Raw genomic sequence first — 22,693 nt, forward strand, 5'->3', positions numbered from 1 at the left:
ATCTTGCACGCAGAGCGTGCTGGGACGATAAATCGACTCGAGTCCCGCGGCAACGGGGCGCACCGCCCGATTCCCTCGCCCCGCGACGAACCTGCATGCGTTGTGCCCAGCTCCCCGCCGGGTATGCCACCGACACGGACGTCCCTGGATCCGGACGGGCGCACTTCGCCATTCGGGGGAGGCCGGGTCGCACGGCGAGCGGGAATCCGGTCGGCCGCCCTCCTCGCCGCGCCGTACACTGGGCGGAGCGAAAAGCGTGGATGGGGACGAGTAGCGGCGTACGCAGCCCAGAGCGACCCGGGGACGGTGTGAGCCCGGGGGCGAGCGCGACGTGAAGATCACCCCGGAGCCGCCGGAAGAAACCCCGTACGGGGCGGTAGAACCGGCATCGCGACCCCAATGAGGGGGCTCACCGGAGCACGCGTGGCACCGGAGGGCCAAGGAGGGTGGTACCGCGGGAGCGCGCCGACGGCGGCGCAGGGATCGACACAGCTCTCGTCCCTCCGGACGGAAGGCAGCAAGTCCGCCGGAGGAAGCCAGCTGATGACAACGCCGACGTACCGCCAGGTACCCGCCCAGGTCGACCTGCCCGCCCTCGAGCACGCGGTGCTCGACTTCTGGCGCGAGCAGAAGATCTTCGCCAAGAGCCTGGAGCAGTCCGAGGGACGCCCCGAGTGGGTGTTCTACGAGGGTCCGCCCACCGCCAACGGCATGCCCGGCGCCCACCACATCGAGGCCCGCGTCTTCAAGGACGTCTTCCCCCGCTTCCGCACCATGCGCGGCTACCACGTGGCCCGCAAGGCCGGCTGGGACTGCCACGGCCTCCCGGTGGAGCTGGCCGTCGAGAAGGAGCTCGGCTTCTCCGGCAAGCAGGACATCGAGGCGTACGGCATCGCCGAGTTCAACGCCAGGTGCCGCGAGTCGGTGACCCGGCACACCGACGCCTTCACCGAGCTGACGACCCGCATGGGCTACTGGGTCGACCTCGACGACGCCTACCGCACCATGGACCCGGAGTACGTCGAGTCCGTCTGGTGGTCGCTGAAGGAGATCTTCGGCAAGGGCCTGCTGGTCCAGGACCACCGCGTCGCCCCCTGGTGCCCCCGCTGCGGCACCGGCCTGTCCGACCACGAGCTGGCGCAGGGGTACGAGACGGTCGTCGACCCGTCCGTCTACGTCCGCTTCCCGCTCACCTCCGGCCCGCTGGCCGGCGAGGCCGCCCTCGTGGTGTGGACGACCACGCCGTGGACCCTGGTCTCCAACACGGCCGTCGCCGCGCACCCCGAGGTCACCTACGTCGTCGCGACGAAGGGCCCCGAAGGCACGGAGAAGCTGGTCGTCGCCGAGCCGCTGCTCGCCAAGGCCCTCGGCGAGGGCTGGGAGGCCACCGGGGAGTCCTTCACCGGCGCCGAGATGGAGCGCTGGACGTACCGGCGCCCGTTCGAGCTGGTGGAGTTCCCGGCCGAGGCGCACTACGTGGTGAACGCCGAGTACGTCACCACCGAGGACGGCACGGGCCTGGTCCACCAGTCCCCCGCCTTCGGTGAGGACGACCTCAAGGTCTGCCGCTCCTACGGCCTGCCCGTCGTCAACCCGGTCCGTCCCGACGGCACCTTCGAGGAGGACGTCCCCCTGGTCGGCGGCGTCTTCTTCAAGAAGGCCGACGAGAAGCTCACCGCGGACCTCGACGAGCGCGGCCTGCTCTTCAAGCACGTCCCGTACGAGCACAGCTACCCGCACTGCTGGCGCTGCCACACCGCGCTGCTCTACTACGCGCAGCCGTCCTGGTACATCCGCACCACCGCCGTCAGGGACCGTCTGCTCCAGGAGAACGAGAACACCAACTGGTTCCCGGACACGGTCAAGCACGGCCGCTACGGCGACTGGCTGAACAACAACATCGACTGGGCGCTGTCCCGCAATCGCTACTGGGGCACCCCGCTGCCGATCTGGCGCTGCGAGGACGACCACCTCACGGTCGTCGGCTCCCGCGCCGAGCTCACCGAGCTCACCGGCGCCGACCAGTCGGAGCTCGACCCGCACCGCCCGTACATCGACGAGGTCACCTTCGCCTGCCCGACGTGCGCGAAGACGGCCACGCGCGTGCCGGAGGTCATCGACGCCTGGTACGACTCGGGCTCGATGCCGTTCGCGCAGTGGGGCTACCCGTACAAGAACAAGGAACTGTTCGAGGCCCGCTACCCGGCGCAGTTCATCAGCGAGGCCATCGACCAGACCCGCGGCTGGTTCTACACGCTGATGGCGATCGGCACCCTGGTCTTCGACAAGTCGTCGTACGAGAACGTCGTCTGCCTCGGTCACATCCTCGCCGAGGACGGCCGCAAGATGTCCAAGCACCTGGGCAACATCCTGCAGCCGATCCCGCTCATGGACCAGCACGGCGCCGACGCGGTCCGCTGGTTCATGGCGGCCGGCGGTTCCCCGTGGGCGGCCCGCCGGGTGGGCCACGGCACCATCCAGGAGGTCGTCCGCAAGACGCTGCTGACGTACTGGAACACGGTCGCCTTCCAGGCCCTGTACGCCCGTACGTCGAACTGGGCGCCGTCGGCGGCCGATCCGGCCCCGGCCGACAGGCCCGTTCTCGACCGCTGGCTCCTTTCCGAGCTGCACGCGCTCACCGACCAGGTGACCCAGGCGCTGGAGGGGTACGACACCCAGCGCGCCGGCAAGCTGCTGTCCGCGTTCGTCGACGACCTGTCCAACTGGTACGTCCGCCGCTCCCGGCGCCGCTTCTGGCAGGGCGACAAGGCCGCGCTGCGCACGCTGCACGAGGTCGTGGAGACGGTCACCAAGCTGATGGCCCCGCTGACCCCGTTCATCACCGAGCGGGTCTGGCAGGACCTGATCGTTCCGGTCACCCCGGGCGCCCCGGAGTCGGTGCACCTGTCCTCCTGGCCCCAGGCGGACCTGGCCGCGATCGACCCGGAGCTGTCGAAGCAGATGGTGCTGGTGCGCCGGCTCGTGGAGCTGGGCCGGGCCACGCGCGCGGAGTCGGGCGTGAAGACCCGTCAGCCGCTGAAGCGCGCGCTGATCGCGGCGGGCGGCTTCGCCGGCCTCGACCCCGAACTGCACACGCAGATCACGGAGGAGCTGAACGTCGAGTCGCTGGCGTCGCTGTCCGAGGTGGGCGGCTCGCTGGTGGACACCACGGCGAAGGCCAACTTCCGTGCGCTGGGCAAGCGGTTCGGCAAGCGCGTCCAGGACGTCGCCAAGGCGGTCGCGAACGCGGACGCCGCCGCGCTGTCCCTGGCGCTGCGCGAGGGCACGGCCTCGGTGGAGGTCGACGGTGAGACGATCACCCTCGCCCCCGACGAGGTGATCATCACGGAGACCCCGCGCGAGGGCTGGTCGGTGGCGTCCGACGCCGGTGCCACGGTCGCCCTCGACCTGGAGATCACCGAGGAGCTGCGCCGCGCGGGCCTGGCCCGTGACGCGATCCGGCTGATCCAGGAGGCCCGCAAGAACAGCGGCCTCGACGTGGCCGACCGGATCGCCCTGCGCTGGACGGCGACGGAGCCCGCGACGGTCGCCGCGCTGGCGGAGCACGCGGAACTGATCGCCGACGAGGTCCTCGCCACGGACTTCGCCCAGGGCGAGGCGGACGACACCTACGGGGACGCGTTCACGGACGAGGGCCTGTCCCTGGCCTTCCGCCTGCGCAAGGCGTAGCGGCGCGCACGCCGAAGGCCGGCCTCCACCGGAGAACTCGGTGGAGGCCGGCCTTCGGCGTTGCGCATGTCGGACATCACACCTGGTTCCGAACACCTGGTTCCGAACAAACGCCGCACGCCCCGTGAACACGCGTAGCGAAAGGGCGGGCCCCGGGTTCGTGAACCCGGGGCCCGCCCTGAACGCTGCCGACTGCTACGCCGTACTCATGGCCACGGGGCCGTCAGTTGTCGTCCTCGTCGATCAGGAAGCCGCGCATCGGCGAGGGGGCCTGCCCCATCGGCGAGGGGCCCTGCGGACGCACCGGCGCCATCGGCTGGGTCATCGCCGGCTGCATCTGCTGCTGGCCGCCGCCGTAGGACGGGCCGCTCTGACCACCGGGGCCGCCGCCCATCGCCTGGTTGCCGCCGTAGGACGGCGCACCGGCACCCGCCGGGGCCATCGAGGGCGCCGGGGACGGCGGCAGCGACGGTGCGGCGCTCGCGGGCTGGCGCGGCGGGGCGAGCGAGTCGTCCGCCTGGGTCTCCAGCTGGCGCAGCTGCGACTCCAGGTAGGACTTCAGCCGCGTGCGGTACTCGCGCTCGAAGCCGCGCAGGTCCTCGACCTTGCGCTCCAGCGTGGCGCGGGCGGACTCCAGGGAGCCCATCGCGACGCGGTGCTTCTCCTGCGCGTCCCGCTCCAGGGCGTCCGCCTTGGCACGGGCGTCCCGCTCGAGGCCCTCGGCGCGCGAACGCGCCTCGCCCACGATCTTGTTGGCCTCGGAACGGGCCTCCGCGATCGCCTGGTCCGCGGTCTGCTGGGCCAGCGACAGGACGCGCGCGGCGCTGTCGCCGCCGGGACCGCCCTGACCGGGCATACCGGGTCCTCCCTGGCCGGGCATGCCGGGACCGCCCATGGGACCGCCCATCGGACCGCCAGGGCCCATCTGCCCCTGCATCGGGCCACCCTGGCCCATCGGGCCGCCCTGACCCATCGGGCCGCCCTGACCCATCGGGCCGCCCTGACCCATGGGGCCGCCCTGACCCATCGGCCCGGGACCCTGACCCATGGGGCCGGGACCCTGCGGGCCGCCCTGTCCGCCGGGGCCGGCGGGCAGCTGGGGAGCACCGCTCGGCAGCTGGGGCGGACCACCCATGGGGCCACCCATCTGCTGCTGCGGCGGGCCCGATATGCCGGCGGGCACCGGAGCGCCGGGACCTCGCATGCCCTGCTGGGGCATGCCCTGGGGCGGCCCCTGCTGTTGCTGCTGGTCCTGCTGCTCGGGAGGCTTGCGCATGTTCTGCTGGTTCTGGGCAGCGGCGCGCGTGGCCGCGGCCAGCTTGGCGCGCAGGTCCTCGTTCTCACGGAGCAGGCGCGTCAGTTCGGCTTCGACCTCGTCGAGGAAGGCATCGACCTCGTCCTCGTCATAGCCTTCTCGGAGGCGGACGGTCGTGAACTGCTTGTTCCGCACGTCCTCGGGGGTCAACGGCATCTCTTCACCTCAACGTAGTCATCGGCAGTCGGCAAGACCGTATCGTCCACAGTCACCTCGCGAGATTGCCCACGATCGAGATCAGGATGTAGACGATGATCATCAGGACGAAGAAGGACAGGTCGAGCGCCACGCCCCCGAGACGCAGCGGCGGGATGACCCGCCGCAGGAGCTTCAGCGGTGGATCGGTGACAGTGTAGGTGGCCTCCAGGACGACCACCATCGCCTTGCCGGGTTGCCACGAGCGGGCGAACTGGAACACGTAATCCATGACCAAACGGAAGATCAGCACGATGAGGAACACCATCAGCGCGATGTAGATCACCTGCGCGAACACGCTCATGGCCTGCTTTTCCCTCTCCCCTGTACCGCTCTTGATCCGGTCCTGCGTCTCAGCTCTGGTTGAAGAACCCGCCCTCTGCGATGCGGGCCTTGTCCTCCGCCGTGACATCGACGTTAGCAGGAGACAGCAGGAACACCTTCTGCGTCACCCGCTCGATACTGCCGTGAAGACCAAACACCAGACCGGCCGCAAAGTCGACAAGTCGCTTCGCATCCGTGTCGTCCATCTCGGTCAGATTCATGATCACAGGCGTGCCTTCACGGAAGTGTTCCCCGATGGTACGGGCCTCGTTGTAGGTCCGGGGGTGAAGCGTGGTGATCCGGTAAGGCTCTCGTTCCGATACGACCTTGGGCATGATCACCGGTGCGTTCTTCTCCAGGCTTGCGCGTTCTTGTGTGATGGATGCCACGGGCGCGATGCGCGCCGGACGTGGCGATTCCGCGGGGAGCGAAGCGGATCGGGCGATCGGTTCGCGCGGCGCGGGAGGATGGACGACTCGCACCTCTTCGTCCCTTTGGGGCTGGTGTGACACGTGCGGCTGGTGCGACGGCTCGTGCCGCCGGTGGTCCCGCTCGGGTTCCGGGTCGAGTTCGGGTTCAAAGTCGTCGTCTGGGTCGAATCCGCGGCCGTCGTACCCATCGTCCTCCACGAGGCCGAGGTAGACCGCCATCTTGCGCATCGCGCCGGCCATGCTCCGAGTCCTCCGCTCTGTGGTGGATCCGCTGACGACCGCCATGTGCCCGCGATCCACTAGGTCTTTACGTCCGCTGTTCGGCGGAACTGACCATATTTTCTGCTGTGGTCCGACTTCTTGGCGACGTTACCCGAGGCTGGGGCGGACTCCGAGTACCGCACTGCCGACGCGCACATGTGTCGCTCCGGCGGCCACGGCCTGTTCGAGGTCCGCACTCATCCCCGCCGAGACCATGTTCGCAGTCGGATGGGTCCGGCGCAGGTCGGTCGACAAATCCATCAGCCGCTCGAAGGCCACCCGTTCGCGTCCCGCGTACTCCCCGGTGAGCGGGGCTACGGTCATCAGTCCGCCGAGCCGCAACCCCTCGGAGCGCGCGATCAGCTCGGCCAACTCCGCGACGCCGCCGGGCGCCACGCCTCCGCGCTCACCCCGGCCGCTGTCACCGGCGTCGAACGCCACCTGGATCAGGCACCCGATCTCGCGCCCGGCCCGCACGGCCTCCCTGGAGAGGGACGTCACCAATCGGGAACGGTCGACGGATTGCACGAAATCGGCATAACCCACCACAGAGCGCACCTTGTTGGTCTGGAGTTGACCGACGAAGTGCCAGGTAAGGGGCAGATCCTCACATTCCGCCGCCTTGGGGGCGGCATCCTGGTCCCGGTTCTCGGCGACATGGCGCACCCCGAGTTCGGACAGGATCCGCACATCGTCCGCGGGGTAGGTCTTGGTGACCACGACCAGGGTCACCTCGTCGCGCCCGCGTCCGGCGGCGGCGCACGCGGCGGCGATCCGGTTCTCCACTCTCGCCAGGTTCGCGGCGAGTTCTTCCTTACGGTCCGTCATGTCCCATCAGTCCAGCCACACGTAGCCCGCGAGCCGCCCGGTGGTGCGGTCGCGGCGGTACGAGAAGTGATCAGCCGACTCCAGCGTGCACACCGGCGACTGCTCCCGGTCGCGCACCCCGAGCCGTTCGAGCTGCGCGTGCACGCCCGCGCCCACGTCGACCGCCGGCGTGCCCCAGCTCGTCCCGGCGTGCGCCGCCGGCTCGACGGCGGCCACCTCGTCGCGCATCGCCTCCGGCACCTCGTAGCACCGGCCGCAGACGGCGGGCCCGGTGCGGGCGACGATCCGCGCGGGGTCGGCGCCGAGTCCGGTCATGGCCCGTACGGCGGCGGGGACGATCCCGGCGATCATGCCGGGCCGGCCCGCGTGGGCCGCGGCGACGACGCCCGCGACCGGGTCGGCGAGCAGCACCGGCACGCAGTCGGCGGTGAGCACCGCGAGGGCGAGCCCGCGCCGCGCGGTGACGATCGCGTCGACCTCGGGGACCGGACTCTCGCCCCAGGGTTCGTCGACCACGGCCGCGTCGGCCCCGTGCACCTGGTTCATCCAGACCACCCGGGCCGGGTCCACACCGAGGGACTTGGCGGCCAGTTCGCGGTTGGCGCGTACGGCGCCGGGGTCGTCGCCGACGGCTCCGCCGAGGTTGAGCTCCTCATACGGAGCGGCGCTCACCCCGCCCCACCGGTCGGTGAAGGCGAAGTGCGCGCCGCTCACGCTCTCGCGCCGCCCTGTCACTTCAGGAAGTCCGGTACGTCCAGTTCCTCGGCCGCGCTGTCGTAGGTCCGCGACGGCGGGACCGGGGGCTGGACGACCGGGATGTCCACCGGCTCCGGCGCCACCGGCTCCGGGTCCTCCTTCGGCGTGACGCTGCCGAGCGAACCGAAGGACGGACGGCTCTCGGGCTGCCGCGCCGGGGCGGGCTCCTCGCGCTTGGCCGAGGACGAGCCGAGGACGTTGTCCCGCTTGGCCGGCGGCTGGCCGCCGTCGAAGCCGGCCGCGATCACGGTGACCCGGACCTCGTCGCCGAGGGCGTCGTCGATCACCGCGCCGAAGATGATGTTGGCCTCGGGGTGGGCGGCCTCGCTGACCAGCTGGGCGGCCTCGTTGATCTCGAACAGACCGAGGTCGCTGCCGCCGGAGATGGAGAGCAGCACGCCGCGGGCGCCGTCGATGGAGGCTTCGAGGAGCGGCGAGGAGATGGCCATCTCGGCGGCGGCCACCGCGCGGTCGTCGCCGCGGGCCGAGCCGATGCCCATGAGGGCCGAACCGGCCTCGGACATGACCGACTTGACGTCCGCGAAGTCCAGGTTGATCAGACCGGGCGTGGTGATGAGGTCGGTGATGCCCTGCACACCGGAGAGCAGCACCTGGTCCGCCGACTTGAAGGCGTCGAGGACCGACACCTGGCGGTCCGAGATGGACAGCAGGCGGTCGTTCGGGATCACGATGAGGGTGTCGACCTCTTCGCGGAGTTCGGCGATGCCGTCCTCGGCCTGGTTCGCGCGACGCCGCCCCTCGAAGGTGAACGGGCGCGTGACCACGCCGATGGTGAGGGCGCCGAGCGAGCGGGCGATGTTGGCCACGACGGGCGCGCCGCCGGTGCCGGTGCCGCCGCCCTCGCCGGCCGTCACGAAGACCATGTCGGCCCCCTTGAGGACCTCCTCGATCTCCTCGCGGTGGTCCTCCGCGGCCTTGCGGCCGACGGCCGGGTTGGCTCCGGCGCCGAGTCCGCGGGTGAGTTCACGGCCGACGTCGAGCTTGACGTCGGCGTCGCTCATCAACAGGGCTTGCGCGTCGGTGTTGATGGCGATGAACTCGACGCCCTTGAGACCGACCTCGATCATCCGGTTGATGGCATTGACACCACCGCCGCCGACACCGATGACTTTGATGACTGCGAGGTAGTTCTGCGGTGCTGCCACGTCGAAGGCCTCTCGCCTCGAGTTACGTGTCGCCCGACCGCTGAAGCACTGATGCCCCCGCGACCCGACGACTGATGCCGAATGGGACGGTCCGTAGCGCCGACCCGAACCCTAACGTTGAAGTTTAGGGTTACCAGTGTGTCCGTTCCCTGGAGTCTTCTGAACAGGACACTAAGTCGACAAGCGGCGCCCGTTCAACGAACACGCCGAACCTCCCGTTTTTCTTTTCACCCTATGTGATCAGCCGTAGCGCTGCCCAATCAGGGTGCTGGCCTGCACCGATGTGCGTCAACTCCCCGCTGACGCCGGAGCCGTGGGCACACTGACGTCGAAGTGCCGCGCACCGGGCTCCGCTTTCATCAGCGCGGTGAGAGTACGGCCCTTCTCGGCGCCCTTCTCACTGCTTCCCCAGTCGACCGTACGGCCGTCCGCCAGCTCCAGCGAGATGTCGTCGTAGGAACGGACCTTGACACTGCGGGTGGCGTGCGCCACGGAGGCCGGGAGCGCGCCGGCCACCCGCACCGCCTCCCGGGTCAGCCGGTCCTCTCCGAAGCGGCGCAGGCTCGCCGCCGCGGAACCGGTCCCGGAGACGGCCAACTTCAGCGCGGGCACGCCTTCGGGCGCCTTGGAAACCGTGGCGAACCGGACACCTTTCTCGTCCACTTCGACGAACTTCCCGCCCTTGTGAACGAGGAGAACAGCGGTACGTTCCGTTACTTCCAGGGTGATTTCGCGCGGCCAGGAACGGACCACGTCAACGGTGTCGATCCGGGGCAACGCGGAGGAAAGCCGCGCCTCGATCGCGTCGGTGTCGACGGAGACCAGTTGTTCCCCGAGGGGTACGTCGGCGGCCTCGCGCACCTCCGCGGGCGTCAGGACCCGTGTCCCCGACACCGACACGCGCTCCACTCGCACCAGGTCCGACCCGTACAGCAGCCAGAACGTCCCGCTGCCGAGGAAGACCAGGGCGACGGCCGATGCGATGATCCGACGAGCCTGCCGCCGTCCGAACCGCCGGACGCGCGGCGGCGGGCCGGACGCCCCCCGCTTGCGTTCACCACGCTCGGCGGTGGTCGATCCGGCCATGCTGCCTGCCCTTCGTCATACGCCTCTAGCGGTGCGCACGGGCGGCGATCGCCTCGTACACCATGCCGACGAGCAGGTCGTCGGCGTCCCGGCGGCCGAACTCGGCGGCGGCGCGGGACATCTCGTACAGCCGGTGCGGGTCGGCGAGCACGGGCAGGACGTTCTGCTGCACCCACTCGGGCGTCAGCTCCGCGTCGTCGACCAGCAGCCCGCCGCCGGCCTTGACCACCGGCTGGGCGTTGAGCCGCTGTTCGCCGTTGCCGATGGGCAGTGGGACGTAGGCGGCCGGGAGCCCGACGGCGGAGAGTTCGGCGACGGTCATCGCGCCCGCGCGGCAGAGCATCATGTCGGCCGCGGCGTACGCGAGGTCCATCCGGTCCAGGTAACTTACCGGGATGTAGGGGGGCATGCCCGGCATCTGGTGCACCTGCGGCAGTTCGTTCTTCGGGCCGACCGCGTGCAGGATCTGGATGCCGGCCTGCTGGAGCCACGGAGCGACCTGCTGGACGACCTCGTTGAGCCGGCGGGCGCCCTGCGAGCCGCCGGAGACCAGCAGCGTGGGCAGATTGGGGTCGAGGCCGAACGCGGCGCGGGCCTCGGGGCGCACGGCCGCCCGGTCGAGGGTGGAGATGGAGCGGCGCAGCGGGATGCCGATGTAACGGGCGCCCCGCAGCTTGCTGTCGGGCGTGGAGACGGCGATCTGGGCGGCGTACCGGGAGCCGATCTTGTTGGCCAGTCCGGGCCGGGCGTTGGCCTCGTGGATCACGATCGGCACGCCGAGCCGTTTGGCCGCGAGGTAGCCGGGCAGGGCGACGTAGCCGCCGAAGCCGACCACGGCGTCCGCCTTGGTGCGTTCCAGGACCTGCTCGGCCGCCTTGATGGTGCCGCGCAGCCGGCCCGGAACGGTGATCAGCTCGGGGGTGGGCTTGCGCGGCAGCGGCACGGCGGGGATCAGCGCCAGCTCGTACCCGCGCTCGGGTACGAGACGGGTCTCCAGGCCTCGCTCCGTGCCCAGGGCCGTGATGCCCACGGCCGGGTCCTGCCTGCGCAGGGCGTCCGCGAGGGCGAGCGCGGGCTCGATGTGGCCCGCGGTTCCTCCGCCGGCGAGTACGACATGCACCGAAATTCACCGCTCTCCGGACGAACGCGCCACCGGGGCACGCCGTCGCATCGTGTTCCATCTGCGGGGCCGCTGTGAACCCCCGTTCCGCTTTCTACCAAAGCGGGGTTGCCGCATGGCAAGCGCCATCCGTGCAGCGGGGTCCTCACGCGCGAAGGCGATCAGCAGCCCGATGGCGAACATGGTCGGCAGCAGGGCGGATCCTCCGTAGGAGAACAGCGGGAGCGGGACTCCGGCGATCGGCAGCAGACCGAGCACCGCACCGATGTTGATCACGGCCTGGGCCGTGATCCAGGTGGTCACGCCTCCCGCGGCATACCTGACGAAGGGGTCCTCCGTGCGTCCGGCCACGCGGATACCCGCATAGCCTAGAGCCGCGAACAGGGCCAGTACCGACAGCGTCCCCGCCAGGCCCAGTTCCTCACCGGTGACGGCGAAGATGAAGTCCGTGTGCGCTTCGGGGAGTTGACCCCATTTCTCCACACTCGCACCGAGTCCGGAACCGAAGATTCCGCCGGAGGCGAGGGCGTAGATCCCGTGCACGGCCTGCCAGCAGTCGACCGGCCCCGTCCGGGGTTCGGTGGCGCCGAGGCAGGCGAGCCGGGCCATGCGGTTGGGGCTGGTGCGGATGAGGATCGCGCCGAGCAGCGCGGCGATCGACAGCACGCCGACGAACAGCCGGGTCGGCGCCCCCGCCAGCCACAGCAGGCCGAAGAGGATCGCCGTCAGGATGATCGCCGTGCCCATGTCGCCGCCGAGCATGATCAGTCCGAGCAGCATGAAGGCGGCCGGGACGAGCGGCACCAGCATGTGCTTCCACTGGGACAGCAGCCGCCTCTCCTGCTTGCGGGCGAGCAGGTCGGCGCCCCACAGCACCAGCGCGAGCTTGCCGAACTCGCTGGGCTGGATCTGGAAGGAGCCGCCGACGGCGATCCAGTTCTGGTTGCCGTTGACCGAGACCCCCACCCCCGGCACCTGTACCAGGGCCATCAGGACGACGGCGCCCGCGAGGATCGGGTAGGCCAGGGCCCGGTGCAGCCTCACCGGCATCCTGGAGGCCACCAGCAGCAGCACGCCGCCGATCACGGCGGCCAGCAGCTGCTTGCGGAAGAAGTAGGAGCCCGGCAACGACATCTGCAGCGCCGTGATCTGGGAGGCCGAGTAGACCATCACCAGGCCCAGCACGGTGATCAGCGCACTGCCGCCGAGGATCAGGTAGTACGCGGTCAGCGGCCGGTCCCAGGCCTTGCGCGCCCGGACGATCAGGGCGCGCAGGGGGTTCTCGCGCGGGGGCCCGGGTACGACGGGCCGGCGTGCCGCCCGCTGCACGGGCGGGCGCCCGGTACGGCTACCGGTCATCCGGGCCTCCGCTGTACGCCGTCGACGGTCCCACGCGTCCCTCCCAAGGTCGCCCGGCGCCAGGCGGGCCGGGGTCAGGCGCCGAGCTCGCGCACCGCCTGTGCGAACGCGTCACCGCGCTTGTTGTAGTTGGCGAACATGTCCATCGAGGCGCAGGCCGGGGCCAGCAGCACCGTGTCGCCGTGCCGGGCGAGCCGCCGCGCCTCCTGGACGGCCTGGAGCATCGCCCCAGTGTCGGTCCGGTCGAGGTCGACGACGGGTACTTCCGGGGCGTGTCGCGCGAGGGCTTCGCGGATCAGGGCGCGGTCCCGGCCGATCAGCACGGCGCCGCGCAGCCGCTCGGCCGCGCCGGCGACCAGTTCGTCGAAGGTGGCTCCCTTGGCGAGCCCGCCGGCGATCCACACGATCGACTCGTAGGCCGCCAACGAGGCTTGTGCCGCATGCGTGTTGGTCGCCTTGGAGTCGTCGACGTACGCGACCCCGTCCACGTCGGCGACGTGCGCGATGCGGTGGGCGTCCGGGGTGAAGGCCCGCAGACCGTCCCGTACGGCGCTCGCGGGCACCCCGTAGGCCCGCGCGAGGGCCGCGGCGGCGAGGGCGTTGGCGACGTTGTGCGGGGCCGGGGGCGTCACGTCGGACACCTCGGCGAGTTCCTGGGCGTTCCTGTGCCGGTTCTCGACGAAGGCCCGGTCGACCAGGATGCCCTCCACGACGCCGAGTTGGGAGGGCCCCGGCGTGCCCAGGGTGAAGCCGATCGCGCGGCAGCCCTCCTCGACGTCGGCCTCGCGGACCAGGTCCTCGGTCGACGGTTTGCCGGTGGCGTCCGCGTTGTAGACGCAGGCGACGCGGTTGCCCTCGTAGATCCGGCCCTTGTCGGCGGCGTACGCCTCCATGGAGCCGTGCCAGTCGAGGTGGTCCGGGGCCAGGTTGAGGACGGCCGCCGAGTGGGCGCGCAGGGAGGGCGCCCAGTGGAGCTGGTAGCTGGACAGCTCCACGGCGAGCACGTCGTACTCCTCCTCGCCGAGCACCGCGTCGAGGAGGGAGACGCCGATGTTGCCGACGGCGGCGGTGCGCAGACCCGCCGCCTTCAGGATGGAGGCGAGCATCTGGACGGTCGTGGTCTTGCCGTTGGTGCCGGTGACCGCGAGCCAGGGGGCCGCGCCGGGCTTCCTGAGCCGCCAGGCGAGTTCGACGTCGCCCCACACCGGCACCCCGGCCGCGCCCGCCGCCGCGAACAGTGGCTTGTCGGGCTTCCAGCCGGGGGCCGTGACGATCAGCTCGGTGCCTTCGGGCAGGGTGTCGCCGTCGCCCAGACGCACGGTGACGCCCAGCGCCTCCAGTCCGGCGGCCTGCTCACGCGCCCGTGCGTCGTCCCCGTCGTTGACGACGGTGACCCGCGCGCCGAGTCCGTGCAACACCTTGGCCGCCGGGACGCCGGAGACTCCGAGTCCGGCGACGGTGACGTGCTTTCCCTGCCAGTCGGTCACTTGTCCGCTGCCCATCCCGCGTAGAAGAGGCCCAGTCCGACGATCACGCAGATGCCCTGGATGATCCAGAAGCGGACCACCACAAGGACTTCGGACCAGCCCTTGAGTTCGAAGTGGTGCTGGAGTGGCGCCATCCGGAAGACCCGCTTCCCGGTGAGCTTGAACGAGCCGACCTGGATGACCACCGACATGGTGATGAGGACGAACAGACCGCCCAGGATGGCCAGCAGCAGCTCGGTGCGGGAGCAGATCGCGAGTCCCGCGAGCACGCCGCCGAGCGCCAGCGAACCGGTGTCGCCCATGAAGATCTTGGCCGGGGAGGTGTTCCACCACAGGAAGCCCAGGCAGGACCCCATCAGCGCGGCGGAGACGACGGCGAGGTCGAGCGGGTCGCGCACCTCGTAGCAGGCGCCCGGGTTGGTCAGTTCCAGGGCGTTGGCGCACGACTCCTGGAACTGCCAGACGCCGATGAACGTGTAGGCGCCGAAGACGAGCACGGAGGCGCCGGTGGCGAGACCGTCCAGACCGTCGGTCAGGTTCACGCCGTTCGACATCGCGAGGATCATGAACAGCGCCCAGACGACGAACAGCACCGGGCCGATGGTCCAGCCGAAGTCCGTGATGAACGACAGCTTCGTGGAGGCCGGGGTGTTGCCGCGGGAGTCCGCGAACTGCAGGGAGAGCACCGCGAAGGCGATGCCGACGATCAGCTGGCCGGCCATCTTCGCCTTGGCCCGCAGACCCAGCGAACGCCGCTTGACGATCTTGATGTAGTCGTCCAGGAAGCCGACCAGGCCCATGCCGACCATCAGGCCCAGCACCAGCACGCCCGAGTACCTCGGCGACTCGCCGCTGATCACCTTGCTGAGGAAGTACGCGGCGACCGTCGCCAGGATGAAGGCGATACCGCCCATGGTCGGCGTACCGCGCTTGCTGGCGTGCTCGCGCGGGCCGTCGTCACGGATGTACTGCCCGTACCCCTTGCGTGCGAGCAGTTTGATCAGCAGCGGGGTGCCGATCAGCGTCAGGAAGAGGCCAATGACTCCTGCGAACAGGATCTGATTCATCATCGGGCTGCGACCTCACCCTCGGCACCGGTCTCGAGCAGCGCCTGCGCCACGCTCTCGAGCCCGACCGAACGGGACGCCTTCACGAGAACGACGTCTCCCGGGCGCAATTGGCTGCGCAACAGGTCGACCGCCGCCTGTGCGTCGGACACGTGCACCGACTCCTCACCCCACGAACCCTCGTTATATGCGCCCAGTTGCAGCCAGGCGGCTTCCCTGCCCCCGACCGCGACGAGCTTGCTGACGTTGAGCCGGACGGCGAGCCGTCCGACCGCGTCGTGCTCGGCGAGCGCCTCGTCCCCGAGCTCGGCCATCTTGCCGAGCACCGCCCACGTACGACCCCCCTTCGCCCGTGAGGCTTCGCCCATGGCGGCCAGCGCGCGCAGCGCGGCCTTCATGGACTCGGGGTTCGCGTTGTAGGCGTCGTTGACGACCGTCACGCCGTCCGGGCGCTCGGTGACCTCCATCCGCCAGCGGGAGAGGGAGCCCGCTTCGGAGAGCGCGGTGGCGATCTCGTCTGCGGACATGCCCAACTCGTGGGCGACGGCGGCCGCGGCGAGCGCGTTCGACACGTGATGCTCACCGTACAGGCGCATGGTCACATCGGATGCACCGGAGGGTGTGTGAAGCCTGAAGGAAGGCTGTCCGTTGTCCGTGAGTCGCACGTTCTCGGCGGAGACGTCCGCTTCGTCGGACTCTCCGAAAAGGACCACCTTCGCCTTCGTGCGGGACGCCATGGCCCGTACGAGGGGGTCGTCGGCGTTGAGGATCGCGACGCCGCCCTGCTCGGCCGGGGGCAGGGCCTCCACCAGTTCGCCCTTGGCCTGGGCGATCTGCTCCCGGCCGCCGAACTCGCCGATGTGGGCGGAGCCGACGTTCAGGACCAGTCCGACCTTCGGGGGCGTCAGACCGGTGAGGTACCGGATGTGGCCGATTCCGCGCGCTCCCATCTCCAGCACGAGGAACTTCGTCTCCTCGGTGGCGGTGAGCGCGGTGAGCGGCAGCCCGATCTCGTTGTTGAGCGAGCCGGGGGTGAAGACGGTCGGCGCCTTGCGCCGCAGGACCTGCGCGATGAGGTCCTTGGTGCTGGTCTTGCCGGCCGAGCCGGTGAGCGCGACGAGGGTGGTGCCGAGCCGGCCGACGACGTGCCGGGCGAGGGCGCCGAGGGCCGCCTGGACGTCCGCCACGACGATCGCGGGGACCCCGACGGGCCGGGTGGCGAGCACGGCGGCCGCGCCCGCGTCGACGACCTGCGCCGCGAAGTCGTGGCCGTCCACGCGCTCGCCGGCGAAGGCGACGAACAGGCTGCCCGGCCCCGCCTCCCGCGAGTCCCGGACGACCGGTCCGGTGACCTGGACGGACGGGTCCGGTATGTCGTGCGTCTGCCCGCCGACGACTTCTGCGATCTCGGCGAGGGAGAGGGCGATCACAAGTTCATCCCTGGGTTTTCTCGATGGCTTCCCGAAGCACCTGGCGGTCGTCGAAGGGACGCACCACCCCGGCGATGTCCTGCCCCTGCTCGTGGCCCTTGCCGGCGACCAGCACGGTGTCGCCGGGCCGCGCCCGGGCGACGGCGGCGGCGATCGCGGCGGCCCGGTCCTCGAAGACCTGCACCTCGCCACGCTCGTGGGCGGGCACGGAGGCGGCGCCGTGGAGCATGGCGGCGAGGATCGAGAGGGGGTCCTCGGAGCGGGGGTTGTCGGAGGTCAGTACGGCGGTGTCGGCGAGCCGCGCGGCGGCGGCGCCCATGGGCATCCGCTTGGTCACGTCGCGGTCGCCGCCGCAGCCGAGCACGACGTGCACCCGGCCCTCGGTGACCTTGCGCAGGGCGCGCAGCACCGACTCCACGGCGTCGGTCTTGTGGGCGTAGTCCACCACCGCGAGATACGGCTGTCCTGCGTCCACGCGCTCCAGCCGGCCCGGCACGCCCGGCACGGCGGCGACGCCGTCGGCGGCGGCCTGCGGGTCGAGCCCGGCGGCGGCGAGGGCGACGATCGCGGCGAGGGTGTTGGCCACGTTGAACGGTCCCGGCAGCGGCGACTTCGCGCCGATCCGCTCGCCCTCGGGGCCGATCACGGTGAACGTCGAGTCCATCGGGCCGACCTCGACGCCCTCGGCACGCCAGTCGGCGTCGGGGTGCCCCTCGGCGGAGTAGGTGACGACGGGGACCCCGGCCTCCTTGGCGAGCCGGCGGCCGTACTCGTCGTCCACGTTGACCACGCCGAGCCTGCTGCGCTCCGGCGTGAACAGCTGCGCCTTGGCCCGGAAGTAGTCCTCCATGCCGGAGTGGAACTCCATGTGCTCCGGGCTGAGGTTGGTGAAGACGGCGATGTCGAAGACGCAGCCGTCGACCCGGCCGAGGACCAGAGCGTGGCTGGAGACCTCCATGGCGACCGCTTCGGTGCCGCGCTCGCGCGCGACGGCGAACAGGGCCTGGAGGTCGGTGGCCTCGGGCGTGGTGCGCTCGGACTTGATGCGCTCGTCGCCGATGCGCATCTCGACCGTGCCGATCAGTCCCGTGCTGTGGACCGTCTTCAGCCCGCCCTCGACGAGGTAGGCGGTGGTGGTCTTGCCCGAGGTGCCGGTGATGCCGATCTGGAGCAGGTCGCGGCCCGGGTGGCCGTAGATGGTGGCCGCCAGCTCGCCCATCCGCGCACGCGGGTCGTCGACCACCAGCGCCGGCAGCCCGGCCGCGGCGACGCGCTCGGCGCCGGACGGGTCGGTCAGCACGGCGACCGCGCCGAGGCCGGCGGCCTGGGTGACGAAGTCGGCGCCGTGGGCGCGGGCGCCCGGGAGGGCGGCGTACAGGTCGCCGGGGCGGACGGCGCGCGAGTCATGGGTGATGCCCGTGATCTCGACGGCCCGCTCCGGCGTGGGGACACCCAGCTGACCGGCGAGTTCCGCGAGGGATGCGGCGGAGACCTGAACCGGACGGGGCGGTCCCGGATATGTCACGGGGTGGCCCTTCCGGGCGGTTTGGGACTGATCAGCGTGTGGCACGGCGGTGAGCGTACCCGGCGCACCGGTCGGGGGGCCAAGTGAGGGGCCGGAGGCGTTCTGGTTCCCGGGGTCGGGGGTGATCGTCGTCACGAGGTGGTTCCTGGTGGCTCGGTGCTCGGTACGGGTCAGGGCTTGAAGGTGACCGGTAGGTCTGCGGGGTCGGCGCCGGTCGGCGGCACCTGAAGGGTCTTCAGGGCGAACTCCATGACCTGCTTGTACACGGGTCCGCAGATCTGGCCGCCGAAGTAGCTGCCCTCGGTGGCGTTCTGGATGGCGCAGTAGACGGTGATCCTGGGCTTGTCGGCGGGGGCGAAGCCGGCGAAGGAGGAGGTGTAGCCGCGGTATTTGCCGGTGGCCGGATCCACGCGGTTCGCCGTACCCGTCTTCCCCGCGACCCGGTAGCCCGGGATGCGCGCCTTGGTTCCGGTGCCCTCCTCGTCGTCGACGACCGACTCCAGCATCCGGGCGAGCGTCTTCGCCGTCTCCTCGCTGACGACTCTGGTCCTCTCGGGCTCCGGGGCGGGCGTGAAGCGCCCGTCGGGGCCCTTGGAGCCGCGCACCAGGGTGGGCTCGACGCGGACGCCGCCGTTGGCGATGGTCGAGTAGACGGAGGCGGCCTGCATGGCGTTGACGGAGACGCCCTGGCCGAAGGGGATCGTGTACTGCTGCGAAGTGGACCACTCGTCCGGCGGGGCGAGGATGCCCTTGGTCTCGCCGGGGAAGTCGAGTCCGCTCTCGCCGCCGAGGCCGAACTTGCGCAGGTACCGGTAGAGGACCTTGTTGGCCTGGGCCTGGGTCCTGCCGAGCTGGCCGGTGGCGAGGATGGTGCCGATGTTGCTGGACTTGGCGAGCACGCCGTTGAGCGTCAGGTACCAGGTCGGGTGGTCGATGTCGTCCTTGAAGAGCCGGTCGCCGCGGTGCAGCCGGTTGGGCACGACGACGTGCGTTCCGGGGGTGGCGGCGTTCTCCTCGAGGACCGCCGCCATGGAGAGCACCTTGGCGGTGGAGCCGGGTTCGAAGGCGTCCTGGACGGCCGCGTTGCCGAGCGCGTCCGGATCGGCCTCGGAAAGGTCGTTGGGGTCAAAGCCGGGCGCGTTGGCCATCGCGAGGACCTCCCCGGTACGGGTGTCCTGGACGATGACGTAGCCGCGGTCTGCCGCGGACTCCTTCACCTGCTCGGCGATGGCGTTCTGCGCGGCCCACTGGATGTCGCGGTCGATGGTGAGCTCGACGTCGCTGCCGGGCACGGCCGGGGTCTCGGTGGAGCCCGCGGTCGGGACGAGACGGCCGCCGGACTGGGCGTAGCGGATCTTGCCGTCCTGGCCGGCGAGCCGCTTGTCGAACTGGAGCTCGACGCCGCCGCCGCCCTTGCCCTCGGCGTTGACCCAGCCCAGTATCCCGGCGGCGAGCTCCTTGTTGGGGTACACCCGCTTGCTGGTGGGCACGGAGAAGACACCGGCCAGGACGTTGGCGGTGGAGTCGTCGGTGCCGGCCTTCTTGGCGAGCGCGGCCTTCAGGTCCCTGATCTGCTTCCAGGTCTGCGGGGTCTGGCGGGCGGCCAGTTTGACGTAGCGCAGGGCCTTGTTCTCCGGGCGCAGCTTCCCGACCAGCTCGTCCTGGTCCTGGCCGAGGATCGGGGCGAGGAGGGCGGCGGCCTGCTCGGGCCCGTCGGCGATCTCCAGCTCGTCCGGGGCGAACATCGTGGGGTCGGCCGTGATGTCGTAGGCGTCCTCGGTGGTGGCCAGGGCCACGCCGTGGCGGTCGGTGATCCCGCCGCGCTCGGCCTCCAGCACCTGGCCGACGTAGCGGTTCCGGTCGGCCTTGGCGGCGTAGGTGCTCGCGTCGACGGCCTGGACCTGGAACAGGCGTACGACGAAGGCGAGCAGGACCAGGGTCAGGGTCACGCCGACCAGACGCAGCCGGGGGCGCGGGCTGCCCAGCCGGATGGCCTTCGGGGGCGCGGGGCGGGGCCCCGCGGGCCGGCGGGCCGGGCGGGCGCCGGGGCCGGGGCGCTGTCCGGCGGCCGGGCGGGCGGGGCCGGGCACCCGGCGGCGGGGCGGTTCCCTGTCGGACACTTCCGTCACCTGCCGGGGGTCGAGTTCGATGCGGAGGAGGGCGTGGCGGTGGCCGGCGCCCCGGGCGCGAGGACCAGGGGCGCGCGGACGGCGGAGGCGGCGCCGGGCACGCCCTTGACCGTGCCGTCGGGGGCGAGGAAGGCGGGGCCGCCGCCGGGCACCATGCCGAGCTCCCGGGCGCGGTCCTGGAGGGCGTCGGGGGCGGAGTAGGCGTCGATGTCCCGCTGCAGGGCCTGTTCCTCGTCGGTGAGGTTCTTGGTCTCCCGCTGGATGTCGTCGACCCGGAAGGCGCCCTCGCTGAGGGCGGAGTTCAGCACCAGGAGGCCGATCAGACCGCCGCCGAGGAGGACGACGACGAGGAGGACGAAGGGGGTGCGCGCCGCCTGGGCACGCCCGGTGGGCAGGAGCCGGGCGAGCCGGGCCGCCCTCCCCTTCAGCTCGGGCCGCCCCTTCGGTTCGGGTTTCCTACTCACTCACGCTCCCCTGGGTTCGCTCTTCCCACCCGTGCGCCCGGCCGTCCGTCACCCGCCTCGCACGCCGTCCGTTCCTCAATCGACGTCCTCCCGGATCCGCTCGGCGCCGCGCAGCCGCGCGGGGGCCGCGCGCCGGTTCTCGGCGATCTCCTCCTCGGTGGGAAGTTCGGCACCGCGCGTGAGCAGCTTGAGCCGGGGCTGGTACCGCTCGGGGACGACCGGGAGTCCGGGCGGAGCCGTGGTGGCGGCGCCCGCCGCGAACACCTGCTTGACGAGCCGGTCCTCCAGGGAGTGGTACGAGAGCACGGCGATCCGTCCGCCGACGTCGAGGGCCTTCACGGCCGCCGGGATCGCCCGCTCCAGCACCGACAGCTCGCCGTTGACCTCGATCCGCAGGGCCTGGAAGGTGCGCTTGGCCGGGTTGCCGCCGGTGCGCTTGGCGGCCTGCGGCAGCGCGTCGCGGATCAGCTCGACCAGGCGCGCGCTGTTCGTGAACGGCTCCTTCTCGCGCTCGCGCACGACGGCGGCCACGATCCGCTTGGCCTGCTTCTCCTCGCCGTAGGCGCGCAGGATCCGGACGAGTTCGCCGGGCGGGTAGGTGTTGAGGACCTCGGCGGCGCTGACGCCGGTCGTCTGGTCCATGCGCATGTCGAGGGGGGCGTCCTGGGCGTAGGCGAAGCCGCGGCCGGCCTCGTCGAGCTGCATGGAGGACACCCCGAGGTCGAACAGGACGCCCCGCACGCGGGGGACGCCGAGCCGGTCGAGGACGTCGGGGAGCTCGTCGTAGACGGCGTGCACCAGGGTGGCCCGCTCGCCGTAGGGCGCGAGCCGCTCGCCGGACAGGCGCAGGGCCTCCTTGTCGCGGTCCAGGGCGACGAGCCGGGCCTCGGGGAACCGCCGGAGCAGGGCTTCGCTGTGGCCGCCGAGCCCGAGCGTGCAGTCGACCACCACCGCTCCGGGCCGCTCCAGGGCGGGCGCCAACAGGTCAAGGCACCGCTGGAGCATCACCGGGACGTGTCGACTCTGGCTCAAGTGGCCCTCTCAAATCCGGCACGGCGCTCACGCACCGCCGGGTCCCCGCCCTCCCCCGGTGAGGGGCGGCCGGCGCCCTCGGGCGTCGGACGGGCGGCGGCGGGAGGAGGCCGAGCCGTACGTGCGCGCCGCGCACGCGGGGAGATCCCCCGGTCGTCGCCGGGGGATCCGGGGAAATCAGTGCAGCGGGCGCTCTCGCCTCCCGCTTCGCGCCACTTTAGTCCACGGTCCCGCCCGGTCAATCAACCGGCCTGCGCGTCGCGGTCCGCGGGGCGGGTCAAGGGGCGGATCGGTCGCATCACCCGTAGGGAGGGGCTCACACCACCCCTGTGGGTTACCTCACACCAAGACTCACTGACGTTCTTTGTCGCCTCTCACAACGGGCCTGACGCCCTCGTGACCAGTACCGTCATGGGTATGACGACTTCCGCATCGGTTCCCACCGGCCCTCAGGACGCCACCACCGGCCACGGCACGGTCACCGACCGTCTGGTCGAGGCCAACCAGCAGTACGCGGCCGCCTTCACCGACCCCGGGATGGACGCCCGCCCGGTGCTCCAGGTCGCCGTGGTGGCCTGCATGGACGCCCGCCTCGACCTGCACGACGCGCTGGGCCTGTCGCTCGGCGACTGCCACACCATCCGCAACGCGGGCGGTGTCGTCACCGACGACGTGATCCGCTCGCTGACCATCAGCCAGCGGGCGCTGGGCACCCGCAGCGTGGTCCTCATCCACCACACCGGCTGCGGTCTGGAGTCCATCACCGAGGAGTTCCGGCACGACCTGGAGATGGAGGTGGGCCAGCGGCCCGGCTGGGCCGTGGAGGCCTTCCGCGACGTGGACCAGGACGTACGGCAGTCGATGCAGCGCGTGCGCACCTCGCCGTTCCTGCTGCACACCGACGACGTGCGCGGCTTCGTCTTCGACGTGAGGACGGGTCTGCTGCGCGAGATCGACCCCGCCTGACCTGGCCGCCCACCCCGGAGGGAGCCCGGACTCCGGACGCCGTTCGACGTCGTGGGACCTGA

General features: G+C 71.2%; 18 protein-coding genes. 2 read left to right on the plus strand and 16 right to left on the minus strand.

All coding sequences use genetic code 11. The features are described 5' to 3' along the window. Nucleotides 1-543 precede the first annotated feature (543 nt). Complete coding sequence (gene ileS, locus ACZ8ZB_RS09205) at nucleotides 544-3,690, plus strand: isoleucine--tRNA ligase (RefSeq protein ID WP_470737208.1); 3,147 nt, start codon at nucleotides 544-546, stop codon at nucleotides 3,688-3,690. A gap of 223 nt (nucleotides 3,691-3,913) precedes the next feature. Here ileS and ACZ8ZB_RS09210 read toward each other — a convergent pair whose 3' ends face one another. The 16 genes from ACZ8ZB_RS09210 to rsmH all read right to left on the minus strand — a co-directional run bounded on the left by ACZ8ZB_RS09210 (nucleotide 3,914) and on the right by rsmH (nucleotide 21,665). Next, nucleotides 3,914-5,161, minus strand: a complete 1,248-nt coding sequence (locus tag ACZ8ZB_RS09210; protein WP_470737209.1) for a DivIVA domain-containing protein — start codon at nucleotides 5,159-5,161, stop codon at nucleotides 3,914-3,916. 52 nt (nucleotides 5,162-5,213) lie between these two features. Further along, entirely contained in the window at nucleotides 5,214-5,504 is a 291-nt protein-coding gene (locus ACZ8ZB_RS09215; RefSeq protein WP_217136548.1) for a YggT family protein, read from the minus strand. Nucleotides 5,505-5,553: 49 nt separating this feature from the next. After that, complete coding sequence (locus ACZ8ZB_RS09220; RefSeq protein ID WP_073936563.1) at nucleotides 5,554-6,195, minus strand: cell division protein SepF; 642 nt, start codon at nucleotides 6,193-6,195, stop codon at nucleotides 5,554-5,556. A 129-nt stretch (nucleotides 6,196-6,324) separates the two neighbouring features. Next, nucleotides 6,325-7,044 carry a YggS family pyridoxal phosphate-dependent enzyme gene (locus tag ACZ8ZB_RS09225; protein WP_470737210.1) on the minus strand — a complete coding sequence of 240 codons (720 nt, stop codon included), beginning with the start codon at nucleotides 7,042-7,044 and terminating at the stop codon, nucleotides 6,325-6,327. A gap of 6 nt (nucleotides 7,045-7,050) precedes the next feature. Further along, nucleotides 7,051-7,758 carry a peptidoglycan editing factor PgeF gene (gene pgeF, locus ACZ8ZB_RS09230; RefSeq protein WP_470737211.1) on the minus strand — a complete coding sequence of 236 codons (708 nt, stop codon included), beginning with the start codon at nucleotides 7,756-7,758 and terminating at the stop codon, nucleotides 7,051-7,053. Nucleotides 7,759-7,775: 17 nt separating this feature from the next. Further along, nucleotides 7,776-8,966: a cell division protein FtsZ gene (gene ftsZ, locus ACZ8ZB_RS09235; protein ID WP_030820607.1), complete on the minus strand. Its 1,191-nt coding sequence runs from the start codon at nucleotides 8,964-8,966 to the stop codon at nucleotides 7,776-7,778. A gap of 288 nt (nucleotides 8,967-9,254) precedes the next feature. Then, entirely contained in the window at nucleotides 9,255-10,052 is a 798-nt protein-coding gene (locus tag ACZ8ZB_RS09240; RefSeq protein WP_470737212.1) for a cell division protein FtsQ/DivIB, read from the minus strand. 25 nt (nucleotides 10,053-10,077) lie between these two features. Next, a complete protein-coding gene (gene murG / locus ACZ8ZB_RS09245) occupies nucleotides 10,078-11,172 on the minus strand; it encodes an undecaprenyldiphospho-muramoylpentapeptide beta-N-acetylglucosaminyltransferase (RefSeq protein WP_470737213.1) in 1,095 nt (364 codons plus the stop codon). 6 nt (nucleotides 11,173-11,178) lie between these two features. Then, on the minus strand, nucleotides 11,179-12,531 hold the full coding sequence (gene ftsW, locus ACZ8ZB_RS09250; RefSeq protein WP_470737214.1) for a putative lipid II flippase FtsW: 1,353 nt from the start codon (nucleotides 12,529-12,531) through the stop codon (nucleotides 11,179-11,181). Between the two features lie 74 nt (nucleotides 12,532-12,605). After that, nucleotides 12,606-14,033: a UDP-N-acetylmuramoyl-L-alanine--D-glutamate ligase gene (gene murD / locus ACZ8ZB_RS09255; RefSeq protein WP_470737215.1), complete on the minus strand. Its 1,428-nt coding sequence runs from the start codon at nucleotides 14,031-14,033 to the stop codon at nucleotides 12,606-12,608. Continuing rightward, entirely contained in the window at nucleotides 14,015-15,085 is a 1,071-nt protein-coding gene (gene mraY / locus ACZ8ZB_RS09260; protein ID WP_470741448.1) for a phospho-N-acetylmuramoyl-pentapeptide-transferase, read from the minus strand. Before mraY ends, murD begins: the two co-directional genes overlap by 19 nt. Further along, a complete protein-coding gene (locus tag ACZ8ZB_RS09265) occupies nucleotides 15,085-16,515 on the minus strand; it encodes a UDP-N-acetylmuramoyl-tripeptide--D-alanyl-D-alanine ligase (protein WP_470737216.1) in 1,431 nt (476 codons plus the stop codon). The genes mraY and ACZ8ZB_RS09265 overlap by 1 nt, the downstream gene beginning before the upstream one ends. A 4-nt stretch (nucleotides 16,516-16,519) precedes the next feature. Beyond that, nucleotides 16,520-18,040: a UDP-N-acetylmuramoyl-L-alanyl-D-glutamate--2,6-diaminopimelate ligase gene (locus ACZ8ZB_RS09270; protein WP_470737217.1), complete on the minus strand. Its 1,521-nt coding sequence runs from the start codon at nucleotides 18,038-18,040 to the stop codon at nucleotides 16,520-16,522. 170 nt (nucleotides 18,041-18,210) lie between these two features. After that, nucleotides 18,211-20,160 carry a peptidoglycan D,D-transpeptidase FtsI family protein gene (locus tag ACZ8ZB_RS09275; protein WP_470737218.1) on the minus strand — a complete coding sequence of 650 codons (1,950 nt, stop codon included), beginning with the start codon at nucleotides 20,158-20,160 and terminating at the stop codon, nucleotides 18,211-18,213. Between the two features lie 5 nt (nucleotides 20,161-20,165). Then, nucleotides 20,166-20,633, minus strand: coding sequence for a cell division protein FtsL (gene ftsL / locus ACZ8ZB_RS09280; protein ID WP_470737219.1), 468 nt, complete (start codon nucleotides 20,631-20,633; stop codon nucleotides 20,166-20,168). Nucleotides 20,634-20,708: 75 nt separating this feature from the next. Then, on the minus strand, nucleotides 20,709-21,665 hold the full coding sequence (rsmH, locus tag ACZ8ZB_RS09285) for a 16S rRNA (cytosine(1402)-N(4))-methyltransferase RsmH (protein WP_470737220.1): 957 nt from the start codon (nucleotides 21,663-21,665) through the stop codon (nucleotides 20,709-20,711). Nucleotides 21,666-22,082: 417 nt separating this feature from the next. On the opposite strand from rsmH, the gene ACZ8ZB_RS09290 reads away from it, so the two are divergent. Continuing rightward, entirely contained in the window at nucleotides 22,083-22,631 is a 549-nt protein-coding gene (locus ACZ8ZB_RS09290; protein WP_470737221.1) for a beta-class carbonic anhydrase, read from the plus strand. The last annotated feature ends 62 nt before the right edge of the window (nucleotides 22,632-22,693 follow it).

It is taken from the genome of Streptomyces sp. 12E, from assembly GCF_055633275.1.

Coding starts and splice junctions, on each gene's coding strand:
- ACZ8ZB_RS09220 (WP_073936563.1), bottom strand. CDS start 6,195: ATGGCCGGCGCGATGCGCAAGATGGCGGTCTACCTCGGCCTCGTGGAG.
- ACZ8ZB_RS09290 (WP_470737221.1), top strand. CDS start 22,083: ATGACGACTTCCGCATCGGTTCCCACCGGCCCTCAGGACGCCACCACC.
- ileS (WP_470737208.1), top strand. CDS start 544: ATGACAACGCCGACGTACCGCCAGGTACCCGCCCAGGTCGACCTGCCC.
- ACZ8ZB_RS09225 (WP_470737210.1), bottom strand. CDS start 7,044: ATGACGGACCGTAAGGAAGAACTCGCCGCGAACCTGGCGAGAGTGGAG.
- ftsW (WP_470737214.1), bottom strand. CDS start 12,531: ATGACCGGTAGCCGTACCGGGCGCCCGCCCGTGCAGCGGGCGGCACGC.
- ACZ8ZB_RS09210 (WP_470737209.1), bottom strand. CDS start 5,161: ATGCCGTTGACCCCCGAGGACGTGCGGAACAAGCAGTTCACGACCGTC.
- ACZ8ZB_RS09215 (WP_217136548.1), bottom strand. CDS start 5,504: ATGAGCGTGTTCGCGCAGGTGATCTACATCGCGCTGATGGTGTTCCTC.
- ACZ8ZB_RS09240 (WP_470737212.1), bottom strand. CDS start 10,052: ATGGCCGGATCGACCACCGCCGAGCGTGGTGAACGCAAGCGGGGGGCG.
- murD (WP_470737215.1), bottom strand. CDS start 14,033: ATGGGCAGCGGACAAGTGACCGACTGGCAGGGAAAGCACGTCACCGTC.
- mraY (WP_470741448.1), bottom strand. CDS start 15,085: ATGAATCAGATCCTGTTCGCAGGAGTCATTGGCCTCTTCCTGACGCTG.